Here is a 21877-nt window from a genome sequence, read left to right as displayed (position 1 = left end):
AATCCCCATGTCTATCCAAAGCTACATCGCTGAGAACAAACTCGAATGGATGATCGTTTACAACGCACCAACCGATGCATACAAATACGCTTACCGAGGATGCCTCGTCGTAACTGAGGGTAAAGTAATTACTCCGGATAAAAGTCTCCCACCAAAAGAGATCGTTAAACAAGTTATCCTTGCTACCAACTCCGATAAAATCGAATTTTTGGCGTGTGAACTCACATCATTGGACATTTTTGAAGGTTTCGTAGCAAAATATAAAGAGTTCTTGACTCCTGAGGGGAAATACCTCCTTTTCGTCTCTGACATTATCGGAAAAGGTTCATTCGTTTACGAGGGGATTACATTCCATACTTTTGCATTGGATGAAAGTTCTGTATGGAACGACTTGCTTGATATCGCCGATCTTTCAAAAGGCGATTTGAAAAAGATGTCTGACAAAGAGAAACTCGATGCGATCGTCAAAGAAACTCTACGCAGTAATCTCCGTTTGACTGAGAAAACCTATGAAGATATCAAAGCGTTGCAACGCGGTGGAAAAGCTTCATTCGGAGCGGTGTAAGCCTAGTGTTCATTTCCTTTTATAAGGGAAATGAGTATCTATTCTCATACTAAACAACAGACATTCTTTCATAGCCAATCTCCTTCACTATCACTGCACTCGTTTACTTAACGCTACACAAATGTTAAATTCATAGTAAATTAGTAGATTTACTTGATATTAATTAAAGCACTATGCTACCATACATGAATAGTCATTCACTTTTGACACTATACAAAATTAATTTACATTCATGAGGAGTAGCCCTATGGCTGGAAAAGAGGTATTTTTTCTAGACAACCAATTTATTGTCTCAAAAACAGATACATCCGGAAAAATAATATACGGCAATGAACTATTTGTTCAGATATCAGGCTATAGTGAATCTGAATTGCTCAATCAGCCGCATAATATATTACGACATCCTGATATGCCTGCAACCGTCTATAAACACTTATGGGACAACATTAAACAAAAAGAAGAAGTGTTTGCCTATGTTATCAATCGGACCAGAAATCAAGACTTTTACTGGGTATTTGCACATATTACTGCAAGTTTAGATGATAACAATAAGATCATTGCCTACCATTCTGTACGGCGCAAACCTGATATACAAGCCTTAGATGCGATAAAACCGCTTTATCAAGCTTTGCTAAAAGCAGAGCGCAGCGGAGGGGTTCAATCAGGAGAAGCATTACTGAATACTGAGTTACAAAAACGAAAGGTCACCTACAATGAATTTGTCCTCTCTCTCTAAATTACAACATTTAAATCTTCTCGCGATCATTGTCTTTGTAATTGCTCTCATTTTTGAACTTGCGACTATCGGATTTGACTGGATTCGGTTACTGAATCTCATCAATTTTGCCATTGCTTGGGCTATCTTTATTCATATACGTAAAGTTCAATCAACCATCAAAAAAGTAGCTGATGTTATGAAAGAGATTGAACAAGGGCATATGGATTCACGTATTATCTCCATTGATGAAGGAGGTGAATTAAAATCACTTTGCTGGAATACCAACAATATGATCGACCAGCTTCAAGTCTACATGAATGATACCTATTCCGTCATTGAAGCACTGAGCAAAGACCGTTTTCATCGAAAAGTTCAAATATCCGGTCTAAAAGGATCTTTTAAACGCTCGGCTGAATACATTAATCAAAACGTCGAAAAAATGAAAGATCACCACAACTCGCTTAAACTTTTTGATTTAGACGGAAAACTAGCTGAGATCAGCCGTTCCACCGGTGGTTTGGATGTTATACAGCAAGATCTTTTATATACGTTAGATAATCTATCCAATATCGCAAAACTCTCCCAAAATACGGCAACACAATCAACAGAAACCGTCGGTTCTCTTGGTGAGGTAACAAACAACCTCTTTCAATTGATTGAATTAGTCCAGAATTCCAATGACACTATCAACGTATTAAGCACTAAAGCCAATGATATTAATTCCGTCATCAACCTGATTAAAGATATTGCCGATCAAACAAACTTATTAGCACTCAATGCAGCTATCGAAGCGGCACGCGCAGGTGAAAACGGTAGAGGATTTGCCGTCGTTGCGGATGAAGTACGAAAATTGGCTGAAAAAACACAAAAAGCGACTAACGAAATATCCATCGCGATACAAACACTTCAGCAGGAAACTACGGAGATTCAAGACAGCTCAGACACCATGAATACGATTGCTACAAAATCAACCAGTCTGATTCAAAGTTTTACCGATTCTATCTCCGACTTCAATACGAATGCACTCCAAACCGCAAAAGTTGTGGGAAATATTGAAATGATTGCTTATATCACTCTGGCAAAAATTGACCATATACTCTTCAAAGGGAATGCCTATAACGCTGTATATACACGAAAAATGGACGGGAATGTTGTTGACCATCATAATTGTCGATTCGGTAAATGGTACGATACGGGACAAGGAAAAATACTATTTAGCCACTTTCCATCCTATAACACTATTTTAGAACCACACAAAAAAATCCATACGTATATTCATGAAATAGATGAAATGATCGAAAGTGAAAAAGCGATATTGGACAATAAAACAATAATAATTGACCGATTCCAAAAAGTCGAAAATGCCTCTCAAGAATTATTTACTATCATGGATACTATGCTCAAAGAGGCTCAGGGCACGATGAAATAGTTAAAATAAACGAGGGAGTTATTCAGCCCTCTTCTCCAAACACCCTTTTTCCATGCAGTTGATTTTCGGCATCGGTTCGACGTAACGCTCCAACACTTCAGAGACTTTATCCGCATCAAACCCGCACAGTTTTTCAGATCCGATCACCATCAGCGGACGGCGGATCAAAATAGGGTTGGACATCAGTAACTCCATCGCAGAAGCTTCATCCAGTGTTTCAGGAAAAATCTCACCGTTTTTGATCGCTGGGGCGGCAGGATTAAACCACTCCTCTACTTTTTTATCCCCCATAAAAGTTCTAAGTGCTTCAGCATCCAAACCGTGTTCGAGGAGATTGCGTTCAATGAGGGTACATCCGCTCTGACGGAGAATCTGTTTTTGCTTGGCATTCGCGGCACAAAAAGGTTTTTCATAAAAGACCACTAACTTTATCATCATTCCATCCCGATGAGCGTACGCCCTTTTTTGTTCAGATAAAAGGTATCGAATCCATCATCTTCTACCGTCATACATTCACCTAAATATCCCTCATCATAGAGTTCTTTTATGATTTTATGTACTTCATCAGCATCCATCTGAGCGTACTCGGCGATATCAACCGCCTCGTAGATATTGTATTCGATCTCGTCACTCAGCGAAAATATCGCATTCATGACCCGTAGTGTTGATTCATTCATGATTATCCTTTAACTGATGTATCTGTTTTGTCAGTACGATATTCTGAAGCGGATGGAGTTTTTCACGCGCTAACCACGTTTCAAACTCTTGTATGTAATGCGCTTTAATAGCTTCATGCAACTTTTGTGCTTGACCTGACAATTCGGACAATAACCCTTTTGCTTCATCAAAATCATAGTGCTTCAGCGGTTTTAATCGTCGCAATACCCCCTCGCACAACGTATCGGATATATGATCTCCGGCAAGGTAAAGAAACTGCGATGCGCGAAGCGGTGTCGCGTAATTTTCGTTCCAGATACGCCCGTTGATCATCTGATCGCACGCAAGATCGATAAAGACAGGGGCAAACGCTAAAACCTCCAGCAATTCGGTAAAATCGTTATCAACCAAAGAGCGAAACAACATTCGGCTACGATTGCGGATATGGCGACGCAGATCGGGATTTTCGATCACAGAAGGATTGAGTTTGGTATAACGTTCATAAGCCCCTAATCGTGAGTGGTTGAACGCCATAATAGCCACTTCGGTGTTGCGATCACCCACTTGGAGTGGATGAGAGCCGCTGGGTCTATGAAACGCCCACAATAGCCGTGCTTCATCATCGGGATGATCTAAATAGATCGCATCGCCTTGCTCCTCGAAATCCAAATCATCCTTTAGGACTTCGATATGTTCACGATAAGTCAAAGTAGACGACGTCTCCATAACGCTCAAACCTTTTTAAATTTTTTTTCTCACTGAGGAGAAACAGTGTCTGCATCGCGGGCGCTTTCTCTACCGTAAAATAGCCATCACTCAGTATCACCGCCAGATTCTTTTCCCCTGCATGGGTGTTTAGATACTCTAATACGGGGGTGAATTGCGTCCCGCCGTTCCCTTTTGCAAAACCTATATCGGGTAACAAAGATTGCGCGTCGTAGCTCTTTTTCTCTTCGGCATAGACCCGCTCATCAAAAGGGATAACACTCACCTCGAAATCGTGGCTCATCCGTACTATCGAGTCGATAATCCCTAAAAAGCGCGAAAATACCTCACCGCTAATGCTCATAGAACGATCCAAAAAAATAAAGAGACTTAAACGGTTACGATCATAGCGGTATCCGGGAAGATAAATCTCCTGATGGATAAAACGGCGATTGGGGTGGGAGAAATCGGACTCTTTATCGAAAAAGCTCTCCGACATATAAGCATGCAATAGCGTATGCAGATCGATGGAGGGTTTGGTAATCTCATCGAACATCTCTAAAAGCGAGGCGGGGATATTCCCCTGCTTCCGCGCCGCTCCCATCGCTTGGATGATCAGTGCGTCGAGTTCTTCCTCGGCAACTTTCGTATCCCCCTCATGCTCTATAATGTCCATCTTTTGCTCTGTCGGATTCTCTTCATTCGGAGTTCCTTCCCCCTCATCGCTTTCGCGGTAGAGTGCATGATACACCTCCTCTACACTTTTGTCACGAAAGGATTCGATCACCATCGCCTCCTCATCCGCACTCCCCACACGCTGAAAATCACTCAGAAGCAGTCCGATGACAATGTCACAGCTGCGATTCCATGTCGGTTTTTCTCGTCCACTCATCCGAAAAGGGTGTTTGAGGAGGATATGGAGCAGTACGTGAGCATAGAGGTATTTGAGAGCCGCATCGTCATAGCTAGAGCCTTTGGTCTCATCGACGCGGATACTCACCCCATCGGTCTCGAAGAGCATGTGAGTGTTGCTTTGGTATTTATGGGGGATAGAGAGAGCTAAAACGCTTAAAAACGGATGGTCAAAGAGAAATTGAACCCTAATTTTTTCAAGTTGAGCGTTAAAGGATATAGTCGCCATAGCGTCCGATCCACTCGTCAAACTCGGCACACTCCGCGATAGAGGCATCTTTTACGATGGCATCTTTGATCAACATCACCCCGAACTCGGTCGGCAGGCTTTGGGAAAAACCGAAAAGATGTTTCGAGGCTTCCGCTCCGCCGCGATAGAGTTCCACCATCGCCGAAACGAGTGCGTAGAGCAATGCCGGCTCGCTTTTATCGATAGCGGGGTACTCTCCGCGGTAAATCGCCTGCACGTCGGGGAGTTTTTCGTACACTTTCACATACGAGAGAAACTCGATCCCCGCTCCGTATCCGATCAACCCGTAGATGATAGGGGCAAGATGCGCCGTATTCTCATTATGTTTGAGGATAGAAGAGAGCATATGGTAACTGCGCGGGGTGGCAAATGCAGGATTGCTATCATCCTCACTCACCGGCTCCGAGGTGAGCAAATCGGGGCGGAAGCTCAAAAATCCGATCACAAACGAGTGTAACCCTTCCCGAATGGCAAAGAGTTTAAAATCCTCAAACCGTGCTTCGACGCTCAAGTGCACCATCCGATTCGCCAGCGGTGTCGGGAGACGAAACACGACACCACGGTCGCTGATACGGTTCCCAGCACAGATAATCCGCCAACCGCGAGGGAGTTCGTATTCCCCCATTTTACGATTCAGTACCAGCTGATAGATCGCCGCTTGCACCGAGGGAGGGGCTGAGTTGAGTTCATCGAGAAACAATATCCCGCTTGAATCTTTATCACGAGGGAAAAATACGGGCGGCATCCATACCGTCTGCTCATCACGTATCGCAGGGACTCCGCGCAAATCGACAGGATCCATCTGAGAGAGGCGGACATCGACGAGATCTAAGCCGTGTTTTTTTGCCACTTCGGCTACGATGTACGATTTCCCGATCCCCGGAGAGCCGTGGATAAAGAGAGGAATATCGGCACCGATGAGGGTATCGAGATGGGTATAGAGTTCACTCGTCGTAATCGATGGGGTCTTCACGCACTCGCCTCCGCGATCAAACAGGTAAAGCAATGCTCTTGATCGTTACATGTCGCACATGCGGGAGCCACTTTACCGATCGCATCGTAGAGAAATTTTTTCCACAATTTCTCTTTAGGTTTGAGCTCGGCGAGACGAGGAAAATGACGTGCCATATATTGCCCCATCTCGAGGCGGTTTTTAAAACCCATATCCTGATAAAGATGGTTCATCTCTAACGATTTTTTAGCAATGTGAGGGGCGATCACATACCGCGCTTCATCATCAACCGCATACTTTTTCAAATACCCTTCGATCTCACGGCCTAAAGTATCCAATTCACTCATTTCTCACTCCTAAAGAAGGATTATCCTTTAGAGATGCATTTTTCAGTCTATAAATCCATCTCCACCATTTTCCCCATAGCAATCTCCGACGCTTCGCGGCCAAACGCTACGCAGGCTTCGAGTTCCTCTTTACTCGGAATCAACTTGACCTTTAGAGGTTTGAGGGGGAGACGAAACTTTAACCCTTTAAGGCGTTCATGGAGCATTTCGGGGGCTTCTCCCGTCCATCCGTACGAACCGAACGTTGCACCGATCTTGCCAGTCCGCTCCAAATACGCCATACACGAGAGTAAATCCCATGCAGGTTTTACCGCATCTCCGTTGATCGTAGGTGATCCGATCAAAATAGCATCGGACTCTTCGAGCAACGTAATCATGTTCGATTCATCGAGGGATGCTAAATCGTACATACTTGCCCGTATCCCCTCGACCTCATCGGCACCTTGAGTAATCATTTCTGCCATCTTGTGGGTATTGTCATAACTGGAGATATAAAAAACGGAGAGCATTTTGGTATTAAACTCATTTTTACGAAATCGTGCTTGTGAACTCCATTGTCCGTATTTATCAATATAGCTTTGAGGATTACTGCGCAGTATCGGCCCGTGTAACGGAGCAATCAGATCAATATCGAACTTTTCATACAGTTTAAGCGCCTGAAGAACATACTGTTTAAACGGACGCATGATGTGGTCATAATAGTAATGAAACGCATACGAAAAATCCCCCACCAAATCATCAAAAAGACGCTCATCATAATAGTGACTTCCGAACACATCACCGCTAAAGAGAAGCTTCTCTTCATGCAGATAACTGCTCATGGTATCAGGCCAATGGAGAAACGGCGTCATAATAAATTCAATCGTTTTATCCCCTAGCGAGATGGTTGTCCCTGCCGTTGCAATCTCATAAGCGATATCGGTTTTCACGATCCCTTTGAGCATCATCACCGCACGCCCTGAGATAATGAGCTTTGCCCTAGGGGCTCGTGCCATCAGTTCAATCAACGCACCGGAGTGATCGGGTTCGAGATGGTGCAAAACGATATAGCGGATTTCATCGTAGCCGCATACCCTCTCCAGCCTCGCAAAAAAATCGTCACTAAACTCTTTTTTTACGGTATCCATCACCGCGACACCCTCAGACCCTCGGACGATATAACTGTTATAGGAGCTGCCGTTGGCCGTTTTCATGATAATATCAAAAGTACGAATTCGAGGGTCAAACGCACCGGTAAAGTAGACGTCGGGTTTGATTTCGACGATATCAGGGAGCATCTGCATCCTTGTAAAGAGGTTTTCATACCGAATGCATTTTTTGTACGCGACGACAAAATTCCATTGTTTCACGAAGAGATTTCTTCCATTAGGAAAATCTAGGTAGAATGCGCGGTTATGAAACGGACCAAATCTTATTCCCTTTACGCATTTATAATCGCTCTATTGGTTCATATCATTATTATACTCGTGCTTATTTTACTCGATCAGCTTAAACCCACCCCTCCGCCTCCGCCGCCACCGTCCGAACCGAAAGAAGAGCGTTTCCGCCTCTCGATACAGGAGCGTCCCGAGATCGAAAAAGAGTCCGTACTCAAAAACGATATCCCCAAAGTTGCCCCAAAACGTTCCATACCGCGCGGAGAACAGCTGATCAAAGACGCACAGCCCAAACCGAAGCCTCAAAAACCTAAATCAACGGCACCCGCACCCGTGAGTAAGCCGACCCCTCCAACTGTAGACCCCCTGCCTGAGCCTAGAAAGGCGTATGAACGTACCGTTGCCAAACCCGTAACGACGATTGATCGATTGCCTCTACCTAAAAAAGAACAAGGGTTATACGATATCCTCTCAAAAGCCCATCCTTCGGCAGACGAAAAACCGACCCGAAGCTCGACCCGAGTTGCCGACAGTATCCAACGTCTCTACGGTGACAAGTTCACGGAACTTTCCGAAGGGGAGCAAAAATATATCCTCGATAACCAAGAGGTGATGCGCCGTATCACGCAGGGGGTTTTGGATCGCTACGGACGAAGCCGTATTCCGGATTCTATTCGGGCCAATGACACCAACATGATCGAGTTTTATCTCCATCCCGATGGGAGTATCTCAGAGATACGCTTCCTCAAAAATAGCCAACTCGCTATACTCGATGACACCACCAAAGAGGTGATCGAACTCGCCTATTCCAAATACCCTCGACCTCAGCAAAAAACCCTTATACGCTACCGTGTCTGGTACAACTTGACGGGATATTAACAATAATCGCTATAATCGGAAAATGAAACCGAATCAATCCGCATGGGCATTGTTGATCGCACTTGCACTGCATGGATTATTACTCGCTTTAATCTGGAGTACCGCCCGTAACCCTTCGCAAGAGATTCCGATCCATCATGAAAAAAGATTCGGTATTTTGGTGAGTGAAGAGTTGGAAATAACCGAGGAGACAGCCTCCGCTTCCACATTCCCCGCCGACACGCACCAACCGCATAAGCAAGAAGCTAAAAAGAGACCGACAGCACGTGCAAATCCCCAGAATCAAGCTCCCCTAATGGAACTAAAATACCTGAGTGAGGCGGATCGAGAGAGTCTCCCTTTTTCGGTTCTTCATCATTACGGTGAGGAGTTTTTTAACCTCTCCGCAGGAGAACAGCACTTCATCATCGATAATCTTCAAAAGATACGAAAGATAAATGAAGTGGTCGGAACGAGGTTGCTTCGTGAGCGATCCGACGTCGATCCGATGGACAATAACGTCGTTGAGTTCATCCTCAACCCTGATGGCAGTATTCGCGATCTCGCCTTAGAGAAAAACCGTATCGGAACGCCGCTTGATGAGCTGACACTCCAGACGATTAACCTCGCCCACCCTAAATATCCGAAACCCGATCAGCCGACCCATATAAGAATACGGGTTTATATTATTGTCAAATAAAGAATTAATGCAACTCTTTTAGTACACAGAGTGCACCCTTATAAATCGGCTCATCGATAAATCCGTACCGCGCATCGACAAATCCGCTAATCCCCTGAGCAGAGTGTTCTTCAAAGAGTCTAACAATCTCACGGCACCGCTCTATCTCCGCTTCCCCGTGACCGAAAATCTCATGGATAAGCGAAACCTGAGCCGGAGCGATACACCCTTTGGCATCGAATCCCATCATCTTTTCCAGCTCCAGCCAGTTACGCAGTCCGTCGTGATTTTTATAATCTTGATAGACAAATGAAACAGGTTTGACACCGCACGCACGAGAGGTCATTAAAAAATGAGAGAGCATGTATTGAACCGTAGGATTATCAGGGAGGAGGAAACTTTGCGAGAGTCCCAAATCGGCGAAAAGATCGAGTACCCCGAGATAAAAAGCTTTTATCCGTGAATCCACCGCCAACTTTTCCAGAGCTAGCCACGCCTCTTTCGTCTCGATAGAGAGATGAACTTCGATAGACTCATCCACCAAGCTCAAAACACGGAGGACATCTTCTACGGAACGTATTTTCGGTACACGGATCGCATCGGGCATAAAAGGGTTGAGAAACGCTATCTCCTCAGCTCCCCCCTCATCCAGAGGATTGACACGCACCACCATTTTTTTATCGCTTATCGGATTGGAAGCCAACGCTAACGCACAGAGTACAAGCGCATAGGGCTTTTGTTCACGACTGACACCGTCTTCGAGGTTCAGCATCACACACTCCGCATCCAACGTCGCTATTTTCACGATGTGTTTGAGGTTATGCGTCGAAATCATCATGGCTGAACGAAAAGAGAGGGAGCGGTTAAACTCACGTCTAATAGGTACTGCGAGTGTTTTAAGGGTAGCTAAATCGCCGGATTCAATGAGATCATTGAGCTTTTGGAGGTTGCGGAGCGGCATGTTTAAACTCCTCCCGATGGAGATAATAATAGAGCGTTTGGATTTCGGTATCGGTGAGATAATAGCGAGGCATTCCGACGATACGGCTGTTGAGTTTCAGATAAAATTCACGAAACGGAAGTTTACGGATCGGCTTTCCGACAAAAGATTTTTTTTCACCCTTATCCCGATAGCGGGCAATGAGTTTCCCCTCTCCGTTTTCTCCGTGGCACAAATGGCACCCTACTCCACGGGGGTTATGGTAGAGTCCTGCGGCATACTCTTCTTTCGTAATAAACGACTCTGCGTGAGAGAGTGTGAATGTCAAAAATAGTAGAAAAACCCCGCGCACCTGATCCCTTTAACCAATTATTAGTCTTTTAGCGGTATCATACCCAAAAACAATTTGACGGTGATTAAATGCAAATTCTTGACGGTAAAGCCCTCGCACAAAAAATCGAAGAAAAAGTCTCGCTCGGTGCCAAAGAACTCAAAGCCTCTAGCGGGAGAGTTCCCGGACTGGCGGTGATTTTAGTCGGTCATGATCCTGCGAGTCAAGCCTACGTCGGAATGAAGAAAAAAGCGTGTGACCGTGCCGGATTTTACTCGGTCACCCACGAAATGCCCGATGATATTTCCCAAGACGCCATCGTCAAAACCATCGAAATGATGAACACCAATCCGAACATCGACGGGATTTTGATCCAGCTTCCCCTCCCTAAACATATCGACACCACCAAAATCCTCGAAATCGTCGCCCCGAATAAAGACGTTGACGGGTTCCACCCCTATAACGTCGGACGTCTCACGACAGGGTTAGACGGATTTGTCCCGTGTACGCCGTTGGGTGTCATGGAACTATTGGCGGAATACGACATCGATCCGAAAGGGAAAAACTGCTGTGTCGTCGGCGCTTCCAATATCGTCGGAAAACCGATGGCTTCTCTCTTGCTCAACGCCCATGCTACGGTTGAGATTTGCCATATTTTCACCGATGATTTGAAAAAGCACACCCTGAGCGCCGACATTATCCTCGTCGGTGCGGGAGTCATTAATCTGATTAAAGAAGATATGGTCAAAGAGGAAGCTATCGTTATCGATATCGGTATTAACCGCGCACCCGATGGACGCCTCGTCGGTGACGTCGATTATGATGCCGTTGCCCCTAAAACATCGTACATTACCCCTGTACCGGGAGGAGTAGGACCTATGACCATTGCTATGCTCCTCTCCAACACCCTTAAAGCCGCAAAAATTCACGCAGAAGAAGAGAAATAACCTTTGAAGAAAAAAATATTCAATGCCGCCCACAGTGCCTACCGTTTTTCCAATACATGGACGGGAACCATCATCATCGTTTTATTCGTTATTTTCTTCATTGCTCAAGCGTTTCGTATCCCCAGCGGATCGATGAAAGATTCTCTCCTTGTGGGGGATCATCTGTTTGCAAAAAAATTCGCCTACGGCATCTCCACTCCCCACATCCCGTTTCTTGAAATCCCTTTGATTCCGGGAACCGATGGACATATCCTCGATGGCGATGAGCCTGCGCGGGGCGATATCGTCATTTTCCGCTATCCGAACAACACACAGCTTCACTACGTCAAACGGTGTGTCGCATTGCCGGGGGATGAGCTCTTTTTGCAAGACAAAGTCCTCTACCTCCACCCAAGAGAAGGGGATGAATACGCTCGCAAGGCTTTCGCCGATTATGAGTTGATCGAGCGTGAGGGGAAACTGTGGGTTAAAAACCCGTATACCAAAGAGCATCCGGGAATCCACAACGATGAGAAAATGGTTGACAACGGCATTTTCCCGAGTGAGCTTTTCAATGTTGCTCCGATCCAAGTCCCTGAGGGGGAATACTTTATGATGGGAGATAACCGTGACCACTCAAACGACAGCCGTTTTTGGGGAAGCGTCCCCTACGGTCTAATCGAGGGGACACCGTGGTTTGTCTATTTCAGCATGGACAGCAATTATGAAGTACGCTGGGATCGTATCGGAAAAACACCGAGTGATTTAGAGCTTCAAGAACCACTCAATCGTGCTATCGCCGAGCGTATCCGCGAAGATGCCAATGACCATGAGCTCTATTAATCTGCTCGAAATCCCCGCCGCGATTATCGCGCTCCTAATTGCAATTATCGGGCATGAGATCATGCACGGATGGGTCGCCTATAAATACGGTGACACCACTGCTAAAAGCCAAGGGCGTCTCAGTATCAATCCATTGATCCATATCGATCCCTTCGGCTCGATTCTCGTTCCGTTAATGACCTATTTTATCCCGATGCTTCTAGGGGCTGAGAGTGGATTTTTATTCGGCTGGGCTAAACCGGTGCCGATTAATACTCACACCGTTATCCGCAACGGCGGTTATAACGCCGCGATGCAGGTGAGTCTCGCAGGGATTGCTTACAATATCTTTTTGGCAACCCTCTCTTCGATTGTACTTCTCTCAATGGCACAACCGAGTGAGGCCGATAGCCTTGCCTATATTTTCGGCTATATCTTCATCCTGAAACTTCTTTTGATCAACGTCGTTCTCGCGGTATTTAACCTTCTCCCCATTCCGGGATTTGACGGAGCCCATTTCATCAGTTACCTTTCATTAAAATATCGTATTCATGCCGTTGCCGAATTTTTCGCCAAAGCCGAACCTTATGGAATGATTGTTATCATCATCATATTGGTTACTCCGCTGAAAATTCCGTTGGTTATTTGGCCGATTCAAGCGGTCTTAAATTTATTATTGAACTAAGGAGAGTTATGAAATTTTACGTTGCTACCGATCACGCAGGAATCGAACTGAAAGATTTTACCGTCGAACTTCTCCGTTCAAAGGGGCATGAAGTGATCGACTTGGGCCCTTTTTCAAAAGATCGTGTCGATTATCCCGATTATGCTATCAAAGTGTGCGAAAATGTCCTCTCCGACTCTTCAGCACAGGGAATTTTGATCTGCGGTTCAGGGATCGGTATGTCTATGGCGGCAAACCGACATCATGGTATCCGCGCAGCCCTGTGCCACGATGCCTACACCGCTACCGTTGCTCGCGGTCATAACGATGCGAATGTTTTATGTTTCGGTGAACGTATCGTGGGTAAAGGGGTTGCCGAATCGATCCTCGATGCATGGATTGCAGGGGTATTCGAAGGGGGTCGCCATTGCGGTCGAGTCGAAAAAATAGAGGCGATCAAAGGATAAGGTATGTTTTTAGAGTGGTCATTACTTACGATTGTAACGCTAGGTGCTCTTTTCTTTTTAGTCAAAATGTTCTATTTTCGGAGCATCACCGTTAAAGAACAGCGCACCAGTGAAATGATGAAGCTTACCCTCAAAGAGGCTGAAGTATTGATCCGAAAATATCAAATTCAACTCCAACGCGCATTAGGGAATGTTGATATTCTCAGTGAAGAGCTGAACAATCTCCGTAATGAGGTAAAATCACTCAAACAACGTAACTCAAAACACCGTTCCGAAACCGACCGCCTCCAAAACAAAATCAAAGAACTTGAAGGGCGTATCGACGCACTTATTTAAAAAAAGGAAACCTTTATGAATCTCAGTATAAATGACAGAGCCATTTTAATCAACGCTATTCGGGATATCCCCGATTTTCCGAAACCGGGAATCGTTTTTAAAGATATCACAACGCTTCTGAGCGACGGTGAAGCATTCGGTGTCTTAATGCGTCACTTGCATGATCGCTACAGTACCTATGATTTGACCCATATTGCAGGGATCGATGCGCGCGGTTTTATCTTCGGTGCGGCACTGGCTCAAATGCTCGGCGTCGGTTTCGTCCCTATTCGCAAAAAAGGGAAGCTCCCCTACACTACCGTATCGGAAAAATACTCTCTCGAATACGGCGTGGATGAAGTGGAAATCCATATTGATGCCTTTGAAGGAGTGGAGAAACCGCGCGTACTTCTTATCGATGATTTGATCGCAACCGGAGGAACGGCATTTGCCGCTGCCAACCTTATCAATAAAGTAGGTGCCGAGTGTATCGAAGCTTGCTTTATTATGGGTCTTGACTTTTTGAGCGGACAATCCAAGCTGCGTGAGACAACTGAAGTTTATACCGTGATCGGAGTCGATTAATGTATATCCCTTCCCCTTCAAAATTTGATCCGGTTGACGGTCATTTCGGCATCTTCGGAGGGCGTTATGTTCCGGAAACCCTAATGCCTGCACTCTTAGAACTTGAAGCGGCTTACAAAGAGATCCGTTTTGATAAAGCTTTCTGGAGCGAGGTGGACGGGTATCTGCGTGATTACGTCGGTCGTCCAAGCCCTCTGTACTACGCCGCAAACCTCTCCGAAGAGCTGGGTGCCAAAATCTACCTCAAGCGGGAAGATTTGAACCATACGGGAGCCCATAAAGTTAACAACGTTATCGCGCAAGGGTTGATGGCAAAGCGTTTAGGCAAAAAGAAAGTGATCGCCGAAACGGGTGCAGGACAACACGGTGTCGCAACCGCTACGATTGCCGCATTGTTGGGACTGGAATGTGAAATATTTATGGGTGCCAAAGACGTCGCACGCCAAGAGCTAAACGTTTTCAGGATGAAACTTCTCGGAGCTAAAGTCCACGCCGTTGAGAGCGGCTCTAAAACACTCAAAGATGCCATGAACGATGCAATCCGTCACTGGGTCACCCACGCGCGGGATACCTTCTATATTATCGGAACCGTTGCAGGACCGCATCCCTACCCTATGATGGTACGCGATTTTCAGGCGATCATCGGATGTGAAGCGCGTGCTCAAATCTTGGAAAAAGAGAACCGCCTCCCCGATTACGTCATCGCCTGCATCGGCGGAGGCTCCAATGCCATCGGAACGTTTCAACACTTTCTCGAAGACAAAAAGGTACGCTGTATCGGGATCGAAGCAGGGGGATTAGGGGTCGAGACCGACAAACACGGCTGTTCCCTCCTCAAAGGGCGTCCGGGAGTATTGCACGGTCAAATGAGCTATCTCCTCCAAGACGACGACGGACAAATTCTCGAAGCCCACTCGATCTCGGCAGGTCTCGATTATCCAGGAATCGGGCCCGAACACGCGTTCCATAAAGATAACGATAACGTCACTTATGACAATATTACCGATCAGGAAGCTTTGGATGCCTTCGTGTGGCTCAGCCGCGCGGAGGGAATTATTCCGGCATTTGAAACTGCCCATGCCGTCGCTTATTTAAAAAAAATGACCAATATCAAAGACAAACTTATCATTGTAAACCTTTCCGGTCGCGGAGACAAAGATATGATGCAAGCCAAACAAATTTTAAATTTCGATAACTAAAGGGACAGCGGTGGAGCATCTATTTTTAGAGTGGCTAAAAGAATATGGTTACATTGTCCTTTTCGGATGGAGTATTTTAGAGGGCGAACTCGGTCTTGTTATGGCCGGGATTATGTCCCATACAGGGGATATGATTTTACCCCTAGCGATTATCGTCGGTGCTTTGGGGGGATTCGTAGGGGATCAAATCTATTTTTATATCGGACGCTTTAACAAAGCCTATATTCATAATAAGCTTCGCTCTCAGCGACGTAAGTTCGCTATTGCCCATCTGCTGCTTAAAAAATACGGATGGCCGTTGATCTTTGTCCAACGCTACATGTACGGTATGCGAACCGTTATCCCCATGGCGATAGGACTCACCAAATACTCCTCACGTGACTTTGCCATTATTAATCTCGTGAGTGCGATTTTTTGGGCTGCACTCACCATCATTCCCGCCTATTATTTTGGGGAAGAGCTCCTCAAACTGCTCGCATGGATCAAAGCGCACTGGTATTTTGCAATACCGCTAGCCCTTAGTATCGTCAGCGGTATCGCTTTTATGTTTAACCGCATTGAAAAAAATCTTTTGGAGAAACGCCGTGAACGTCGCCCTTTATAATCAATCACTATCCTCACTCAATGCTGATTTGACAGTAGAATTTGTCACGCCCGCACAGTTTGAAACACACCCGCACAAAGTTCTCTTGACACAAGCAGGATTTAAAGCCGAAGCAGAACAGCTATGTACCCTACATGAGCATCGGCTACTCGTCTGCGCCCTCAGTGAAGAGAGCAGTGAAAGCTATCGCTCAACCATGTCATCCGCCCTTAAAACCGCAATGAATTACGCCTATACCTCACTCAAAGTTGCTATTCCCAAAGAGACTTTTTTAAGCGCTTTGGTAGAAGGGGTACTTTTAGGGGGATATAAATTTGAATCGTATAAATCCGATCCGAAAAAAACCTCTCTCAAAGAGATAATGTTTGCCAATGACTCAGCAAGCAATTTTTCGGCTTTAGAAACTTTATTTAATCAAAGCGTCATCATTTCCAAAGCAACTAATTTTGTCCGTGATTTGGTCAATCAAACCCCTTACGATATGACCCCTCAGGCAATGGCGGTTACGGCAGATTCTTTAGCCTCTTCCAATAATCTCGAATGTACGATTCTCGATGTCAACGGTTTAGAGAGTGAGGGGATGAACGCAATGCTCGCCGTTGGGCGCGCATCGATCAACCCTCCCCGTCTGATCCATCTCGCGTACAAACCTTCAAATCCTCGCAAAGTGATTACTCTCGTCGGTAAAGGACTCACCTATGACAGCGGCGGACTCAGTCTTAAAGCCGCTGCTTCTATGGTCACGATGAAAATGGACAAAGCGGGCGGATGTGCCGTCATGGGAATTATCAAAGCGGTCAGTGAATTAAAACTCGATATTGAAGTACACGCTTTTGTCGGAGCGGTCGAGAACATGATCGGCGGCAATGCTTACAAACCCGATGATGTTCTCCGTGCCAAAAACGGTAAAACCATCGAAGTGCGCAACACCGATGCCGAAGGGCGTCTCGTCCTTGCCGATGTACTCGGCTATGCCCAAGAAAAAGTAAAAAGCGACTATATCTTCGATTATGCGACCCTCACAGGTGCGTGTATGGTGGCTCTAGGACCCTATACGACAGGGGTTATGGGACACAATGAGCCACTTAAACAAGAGTGGCTATCAGCAGCGGAACAAAGCGGCGAATACTGCGGAAACCTCCCTTTCAACCGCCACCTCAAAAAGCTGATCAAAAGCGACCTCGCTGACGTCTGCAACGTCTCCTCTAAACCTTACGGCGGAGCGATCACCGCCGCCCTCTTCCTCGATAACTTCATCGATGAGGATATGAAACAAAAATGGGTTCATTTCGACATCGCAGGCTCCGCCTACACCGAAAGCGCATGGGATGTTCATACCTATGGCGGAACGGGTGCGGGAGTTCGCATGAGTCTCAACTGGTTGATGGAGCAGTGTAAATAGTTTGTTGAGTTAAAAATTCTTCCTTGTAGAGTTTATTAAATATAAAAGGAGCTTCTCTTTATGTGGTTATTTTGGATTATTCTTTTTATCGTTGGATTAAGCTTTTATATTTATTACTCAACAAAAAAACGTAGAGAAAACTTAATGCTCAAGTATCAAAATGAAGAACTTGTCGATATGATAATGAGTGGGAAATATTGGCAAGGTCAAACAGAAGAACAACTAAGAGATTCTTTAGGAAAGCCATTGGACATAGATCAAAAAGTACTAAAGACAAAAACCAAAGAAATTTGGAAATACAACCAAACTGCAAAAAATCGATACTCATTAAAAATTATTCTTGAAGACGGCTTCGTTGTTGGATGGGACATAAAATAAATTCAAGCTATTCTGCATATTGTTAGAAAAAACATACCTTTTTCATTACCAAACTCTCTCCTCCCCTCACTCCCCACTCAACAATAATGCAATATTTACTATACATTCCAAATCAGTCTAAATTAAGACTTAATTTAGTACTATATCTCACTATCAAAAAGGATTTATTATGAATTTAGCCACCGATATTCGCCCTATCAGCTATCTCAAATCCAAAACCGCCGATGCGCTTTCGTACGTAAACGATTCGCATCGCCCCCTTATCATTACACAAAACGGCGAAGCAAAAGCAGTAATCCAAGACATCGAAAGTTACCAGAAGATGCAAAATGCTTTAGCACTCTTAAAACTTATGGCACAGAGTGAAGATGATATTAAAAACAATCGCTTTGAATCCCAAGAGAACTTTTTTAATAAAATCGAGCAAAAATTAGCATAATGAACTTCAGTGTTTTTTGGGCAGACTCAGCACAAGGTGATCTCTCTGCTCTCGTAGAACACATTTTTCAAGACTCCCCACAAAATGCCCGCGAAATTTTCCACACCATCCGAGAGCGTGCCGAAAGTCTCAACCATTTTCCGCAAAGAGGGCGAATCGTCCCTGAACTCGCCGATATTGGACTTTTTACCTATCGTGAACTCATCATTGAGAGATGGAGACTCATCTATAAAATCGATAAAGATTATGTTTTTGTGACAGCTCTGTTTGATAGCAGACAAAATATAGAAGATATTTTATTTCAACGTCTCATTCGATAAGCTTCCCTCTCCCCTCAGTCCGCACTCAACAACTCTGTATTATAATTGCGCCAATACTTTACGCATCGAAATATACTAAGGAAACACTCAATGGGCTTATCAATCGGACTCGTAGGACTACCAAATGTCGGAAAATCAACTACTTTTAATGCACTCACCAAAGCACAAAACGCCGAAGCGGCAAACTATCCGTTCTGTACGATCGAGCCGAACAAAGCGACCGTGCCGGTTCCTGACATCCGTTTGACTGAACTCGCTAAAATCGTAAACCCTGAGCGTATCCAACACTCGACCCTCGATTTCGTCGATATCGCCGGTCTCGTTAAGGGAGCTAGTAAAGGTGAAGGGTTAGGGAACAAGTTCCTCTCCAATATCCGTGAAACCGAAGTAATCCTCCAAATCGTCCGTTGTTTCGAAGATGATAATATCGTCCACACCGAGGGGCGTATCGATCCTCTTCTCGATGTTGAGATCATCGAGAATGAACTGATCTTTGCCGATATCGAAGTGTTGACTAACCGTATTGAGCGACTCAAAAAACAGGCGAAAAACGATAAAGATTCTGCGGTTATGGCTGAATTTGCCGAAGAGTTGGCGGAGTTTTTGGCAGAGGGAAATCTCGCCCGCAATTTCCCGAAAGCCGATTCTGAAATGTATGAAAAACTGATGAGTGAAACTCGACTTCTTAGTGCAAAAGAGATCATGTACGGTGCCAACGTCGATGAAGACGGCCTCACTGAAGACAACGAATACGTTCAGCGTCTCCGCGAACATGCCGCAAAACATGGCTGTGAAGTGATCAAGCTGTGCGCGAAGATCGAAGAAGAGCTTGTCGGAATGGAAGACGATGAGCGTGACGAGTTCTTACGTGACATGGGTGTCGAAGAATCGGGATTAGAGCAAATCATCCGTAAAGGATTCGATAAACTAGGCCTCATGAGCTACTTTACCGCGGGTGTCAAAGAGGTTCGTGCATGGACGATCCACAAAAACACGACAGCCCCTAAAGCGGCGGCCGTCATCCATAACGATTTTGAAAAAGGGTTTATCCGCGCCGAAGTAATCGGTTATGAGGACTTCATAGCGTGCGGCGGTGAAGCAAAATCCAAAGAGGCGGGGAAAATGCGTCTTGAAGGTAAAGAATATATCGTGGCTGATGGCGATATCATGCACTTTAGATTTAACGTATAATCCTAAAATAGCATTTTTTTATAACTGCTGTATCTTTTACGGCAGTTTCTACAAAAACTGCGTTTATCACAAAATGATCCTCAAAAACAACACAATTAACCAAATAATTATATTTTTATCAAAAAATACCGCTATTTTGTGATTTTTATCTTGACATTTTCCAGTATATCTTTTATGATACTACAATTATTTTATATTTTCGAAAAACAGATACTGTTACTCTACAATCAAGTCTCTATTCTTCCTAATTTTTACAAATTCTTATGTAAAGATATCGGCTTACCTTATAGTAATACTATCGTAATAGATTATATATAACATTTTTATCAACTATAACCTTGCGAGGAGTCAAGTATGTCTACCGTTACACCGACGTCTGTCCAAAAACATCTATCACCCTCAGATTTCATCGTCTCCAAAACCGATACACGCGGCAATATCATTTACGGAAATCAAATTTTTATTGATATGTCCGGGCATGATGAACACGAACTAATCGGCGCACCTCATTCGATTTTACGCCATCCCGATATGCCCTCCGTTGTTTTCTCCCTCCTTTGGGAACGGATACAGAAAAAAGAAGAGATTTTTGCGTATGTCAAAAATCTCTCTAAAGACGGTTCCTATTATTGGGTATTTGCAAATGTTACCACAACAACAGATCCCCATGGGAAAGTGAGAGACTACCACTCAGTCCGTCGAAAACCGAGTGATAAAGCGATGAAAATTATCCCTGATTTATATGAAAAACTGCGTCTTACGGAGAGCAGAAACGGTATTGAAGCGTCCAAAAAACTTTTACATACCGTATTGAAAGAAAAAGGAATGGATTATGACCGTTTTATACTCTCTCTTCAGCACTAAGCGATCCGCTATTTTCGTAGCTGCACTCCTTGCGATTACTCTATATTTATCGATTAAAGCAGACTACATCGCCGCTTTTGCTGTTGGCTTGACTCTCCTGATCGGGAGTTTTTTAAACAATCATATCACCTCCGCAAGTGAAGAGAATATTTTAAATAAGCTCAATGATGTACTTGAAAAAGCGGGACGGGGTATCCTCTCTGAACGGATAACCAATATTCCAAAAAATAGCCGTTTAGAAAAAATTGCATGGGGAGCTAATGATCTGCTTGATCAAATCGAACAAATGATGCGTGACGTCCGATCATCACTCGATACGGCTTCTCAAGGGATTTCCGATCGTATCGTCTTTAATTCAGGATACAAAGGTGATTTTGAATCACTCAGCATCGCACTGAATGAAGCAATTACGATCAATGCAAACACCTATGTCGGAGGAAAACGCTCTGAATTAGCGGAAGAGTTTGACAAAATTAGCGGAGGGATTGCTAAAGCGCTTGCAACCATTCAAAACGATATCCAAAAAAACAGTCAATTTGCGATTAATATCAAAGAGAGCATTTCGGCAACGGCTTCCGAAGTGGTTCAAAGCCAATCAACAATCCATCATATCGTCACCAGTCTTGATACCTTGATTGAACTCATCACCCATTCAAACGAAGCCATTATTTCACTCGGAACCCGAATGAATGAGATCAATACGATTGCCAATCTTATTAAAGATATTGCCGATCAAACCAACCTCTTAGCGCTCAACGCGGCTATCGAAGCGGCACGTGCGGGAGAACATGGTCGAGGATTCGCCGTCGTTGCCGATGAAGTGCGAAAACTGGCGGAGAGAACACAAAAAGCGACGCAAGAAATCACTATGATGCTCTCCTCTCTTCAACAAGAGGCAGGAGAAATCGAGAGCTCTTCCGAAACGATTGCTAACATTGCGAATACCTCCCAATCCGATGTAAACCAGTTTGAAGTACTCCTC

Annotated in this window: 28 protein-coding genes and 1 pseudogene; 20 read left to right on the top strand and 9 right to left on the bottom strand. The window is 44.7% G+C overall.

Going from position 1 to position 21877, the window contains the following annotated elements; translation table 11 throughout:
- Nucleotides 1–7: 7 nt before the first annotated feature.
- From RMO68_RS09625 to RMO68_RS09615, 3 genes are all read left to right on the top strand, one after another.
- Nucleotides 8–565 (top strand): hypothetical protein, encoded by a 558-nt coding sequence (locus tag RMO68_RS09625; RefSeq protein WP_310440536.1) that lies wholly within the window; start codon nt 8–10, stop codon nt 563–565.
- Between the two features lie 247 nt (nt 566–812).
- Nucleotides 813–1301 carry a PAS domain-containing protein gene (locus RMO68_RS09620; protein ID WP_310440535.1) on the top strand — a complete coding sequence of 163 codons (489 nt, stop codon included), beginning with the start codon at nt 813–815 and terminating at the stop codon, nt 1299–1301.
- Nucleotides 1279–2712 (top strand): methyl-accepting chemotaxis protein, encoded by a 1434-nt coding sequence (locus RMO68_RS09615; protein ID WP_310440534.1) that lies wholly within the window; start codon nt 1279–1281, stop codon nt 2710–2712. The genes RMO68_RS09620 and RMO68_RS09615 overlap by 23 nt, the downstream gene beginning before the upstream one ends.
- 18 nt (nt 2713–2730) lie before the next feature.
- Here RMO68_RS09615 and RMO68_RS09610 read toward each other — a convergent pair whose 3' ends face one another.
- From RMO68_RS09610 to RMO68_RS09580, 7 genes are read right to left on the bottom strand one after another with little or no spacing between them, the layout of a single operon-like run.
- Nucleotides 2731–3147: an ArsC/Spx/MgsR family protein gene (locus RMO68_RS09610; protein ID WP_310440533.1), complete on the bottom strand. Its 417-nt coding sequence runs from the start codon at nt 3145–3147 to the stop codon at nt 2731–2733.
- Nucleotides 3147–3389, bottom strand: coding sequence for a hypothetical protein (locus tag RMO68_RS09605; protein ID WP_310440532.1), 243 nt, complete (start codon nt 3387–3389; stop codon nt 3147–3149). The genes RMO68_RS09610 and RMO68_RS09605 overlap by 1 nt, the downstream gene beginning before the upstream one ends.
- Nucleotides 3382–4095, bottom strand: coding sequence for a hypothetical protein (locus tag RMO68_RS09600; RefSeq protein ID WP_310440531.1), 714 nt, complete (start codon nt 4093–4095; stop codon nt 3382–3384). The genes RMO68_RS09605 and RMO68_RS09600 overlap by 8 nt, the downstream gene beginning before the upstream one ends.
- A complete protein-coding gene (locus RMO68_RS09595) occupies nt 4064–5215 on the bottom strand; it encodes a DUF2201 family putative metallopeptidase (RefSeq protein ID WP_310440530.1) in 1152 nt (383 codons plus the stop codon). Before RMO68_RS09595 ends, RMO68_RS09600 begins: the two co-directional genes overlap by 32 nt.
- Nucleotides 5196–6209 (bottom strand): MoxR family ATPase, encoded by a 1014-nt coding sequence (locus tag RMO68_RS09590; RefSeq protein WP_310440529.1) that lies wholly within the window; start codon nt 6207–6209, stop codon nt 5196–5198. Before RMO68_RS09590 ends, RMO68_RS09595 begins: the two co-directional genes overlap by 20 nt.
- Nucleotides 6206–6535: a nitrogen fixation protein NifQ gene (locus RMO68_RS09585; RefSeq protein WP_310440528.1), complete on the bottom strand. Its 330-nt coding sequence runs from the start codon at nt 6533–6535 to the stop codon at nt 6206–6208. The genes RMO68_RS09590 and RMO68_RS09585 overlap by 4 nt, the downstream gene beginning before the upstream one ends.
- Nucleotides 6536–6582: 47 nt before the next feature.
- Nucleotides 6583–7884, bottom strand: a complete 1302-nt coding sequence (locus tag RMO68_RS09580; protein ID WP_310440527.1) for an FprA family A-type flavoprotein — start codon at nt 7882–7884, stop codon at nt 6583–6585.
- Between the two features lie 45 nt (nt 7885–7929).
- Between RMO68_RS09580 and RMO68_RS09575 the strand changes: the two genes are divergently transcribed.
- Together RMO68_RS09575 and RMO68_RS09570 are read left to right on the top strand one after the other, a co-directional pair.
- Nucleotides 7930–8790 carry a TonB C-terminal domain-containing protein gene (locus RMO68_RS09575; RefSeq protein WP_310440526.1) on the top strand — a complete coding sequence of 287 codons (861 nt, stop codon included), beginning with the start codon at nt 7930–7932 and terminating at the stop codon, nt 8788–8790.
- A 22-nt stretch (nt 8791–8812) separates the two neighbouring features.
- Nucleotides 8813–9469, top strand: a complete 657-nt coding sequence (locus tag RMO68_RS09570; RefSeq protein WP_310440525.1) for an energy transducer TonB — start codon at nt 8813–8815, stop codon at nt 9467–9469.
- Between the two features lie 4 nt (nt 9470–9473).
- Here RMO68_RS09570 and RMO68_RS09565 read toward each other — a convergent pair whose 3' ends face one another.
- Together RMO68_RS09565 and RMO68_RS09560 are read right to left on the bottom strand one after the other, a co-directional pair.
- Entirely contained in the window at nt 9474–10409 is a 936-nt protein-coding gene (locus RMO68_RS09565; RefSeq protein ID WP_310440524.1) for an HpcH/HpaI aldolase/citrate lyase family protein, read from the bottom strand.
- Nucleotides 10378–10740, bottom strand: coding sequence for a cytochrome c (locus RMO68_RS09560; protein WP_310440523.1), 363 nt, complete (start codon nt 10738–10740; stop codon nt 10378–10380). Before RMO68_RS09560 ends, RMO68_RS09565 begins: the two co-directional genes overlap by 32 nt.
- A 68-nt stretch (nt 10741–10808) precedes the next feature.
- Between RMO68_RS09560 and folD the strand changes: the two genes are divergently transcribed.
- From folD to RMO68_RS11175, 15 genes and pseudogenes are all read left to right on the top strand, one after another.
- On the top strand, nt 10809–11666 hold the full coding sequence (gene folD, locus RMO68_RS09555) for a bifunctional methylenetetrahydrofolate dehydrogenase/methenyltetrahydrofolate cyclohydrolase FolD (protein ID WP_310440522.1): 858 nt from the start codon (nt 10809–10811) through the stop codon (nt 11664–11666).
- Between the two features lie 3 nt (nt 11667–11669).
- Complete coding sequence (gene lepB / locus RMO68_RS09550) at nt 11670–12488, top strand: signal peptidase I (RefSeq protein WP_310440521.1); 819 nt, start codon at nt 11670–11672, stop codon at nt 12486–12488.
- Nucleotides 12475–13152 (top strand): site-2 protease family protein, encoded by a 678-nt coding sequence (locus RMO68_RS09545; protein WP_310440520.1) that lies wholly within the window; start codon nt 12475–12477, stop codon nt 13150–13152. The genes lepB and RMO68_RS09545 overlap by 14 nt, the downstream gene beginning before the upstream one ends.
- Nucleotides 13153–13160: 8 nt before the next feature.
- Nucleotides 13161–13598 (top strand): ribose 5-phosphate isomerase B, encoded by a 438-nt coding sequence (gene rpiB / locus RMO68_RS09540; protein WP_310440519.1) that lies wholly within the window; start codon nt 13161–13163, stop codon nt 13596–13598.
- 3 nt (nt 13599–13601) lie between these two features.
- The gene (locus tag RMO68_RS09535) at nt 13602–13934 is read left to right on the top strand and encodes a hypothetical protein (protein ID WP_294894237.1); all 333 of its coding nucleotides are present in this window, start codon (nt 13602–13604) and stop codon (nt 13932–13934) included.
- Between the two features lie 15 nt (nt 13935–13949).
- On the top strand, nt 13950–14498 hold the full coding sequence (locus RMO68_RS09530) for an adenine phosphoribosyltransferase (protein WP_310440518.1): 549 nt from the start codon (nt 13950–13952) through the stop codon (nt 14496–14498).
- Nucleotides 14498–15697 carry a tryptophan synthase subunit beta gene (trpB, locus tag RMO68_RS09525; protein WP_310440517.1) on the top strand — a complete coding sequence of 400 codons (1200 nt, stop codon included), beginning with the start codon at nt 14498–14500 and terminating at the stop codon, nt 15695–15697. Before RMO68_RS09530 ends, trpB begins: the two co-directional genes overlap by 1 nt.
- A 10-nt stretch (nt 15698–15707) precedes the next feature.
- Complete coding sequence (locus tag RMO68_RS09520; RefSeq protein WP_310440516.1) at nt 15708–16301, top strand: DedA family protein; 594 nt, start codon at nt 15708–15710, stop codon at nt 16299–16301.
- Nucleotides 16282–17703, top strand: a complete 1422-nt coding sequence (locus RMO68_RS09515; RefSeq protein WP_310440515.1) for a leucyl aminopeptidase — start codon at nt 16282–16284, stop codon at nt 17701–17703. The genes RMO68_RS09520 and RMO68_RS09515 overlap by 20 nt, the downstream gene beginning before the upstream one ends.
- 60 nt (nt 17704–17763) lie before the next feature.
- Nucleotides 17764–18081 (top strand): hypothetical protein, encoded by a 318-nt coding sequence (locus RMO68_RS09510; protein ID WP_310440514.1) that lies wholly within the window; start codon nt 17764–17766, stop codon nt 18079–18081.
- 169 nt (nt 18082–18250) lie between these two features.
- A complete protein-coding gene (locus tag RMO68_RS09505) occupies nt 18251–18520 on the top strand; it encodes a type II toxin-antitoxin system Phd/YefM family antitoxin (RefSeq protein ID WP_310440513.1) in 270 nt (89 codons plus the stop codon).
- Nucleotides 18520–18840 carry a type II toxin-antitoxin system RelE/ParE family toxin gene (locus RMO68_RS09500; protein ID WP_310440512.1) on the top strand — a complete coding sequence of 107 codons (321 nt, stop codon included), beginning with the start codon at nt 18520–18522 and terminating at the stop codon, nt 18838–18840. The genes RMO68_RS09505 and RMO68_RS09500 overlap by 1 nt, the downstream gene beginning before the upstream one ends.
- 90 nt (nt 18841–18930) lie before the next feature.
- Nucleotides 18931–20031 (top strand): redox-regulated ATPase YchF, encoded by a 1101-nt coding sequence (gene ychF, locus RMO68_RS09495; protein WP_310440511.1) that lies wholly within the window; start codon nt 18931–18933, stop codon nt 20029–20031.
- A 354-nt stretch (nt 20032–20385) separates the two neighbouring features.
- The gene (locus tag RMO68_RS09490; protein ID WP_310440510.1) at nt 20386–20895 is read left to right on the top strand and encodes a PAS domain-containing protein; all 510 of its coding nucleotides are present in this window, start codon (nt 20386–20388) and stop codon (nt 20893–20895) included.
- Nucleotides 20896–21607: 712 nt separating this feature from the next.
- Nucleotides 21608–21877 (top strand): annotated as a pseudogene (locus RMO68_RS11175) (methyl-accepting chemotaxis protein); the annotation flags it as partial.

The sequence above is a fragment of the Sulfuricurvum sp. genome (assembly GCF_031427015.1).
Classification (GTDB): Bacteria; Campylobacterota; Campylobacteria; order Campylobacterales; family Sulfurimonadaceae; genus Sulfuricurvum.
Note: the sequence above shows the minus strand (reverse complement) of the source record. Positions and strands in the feature narration are given on the sequence as shown.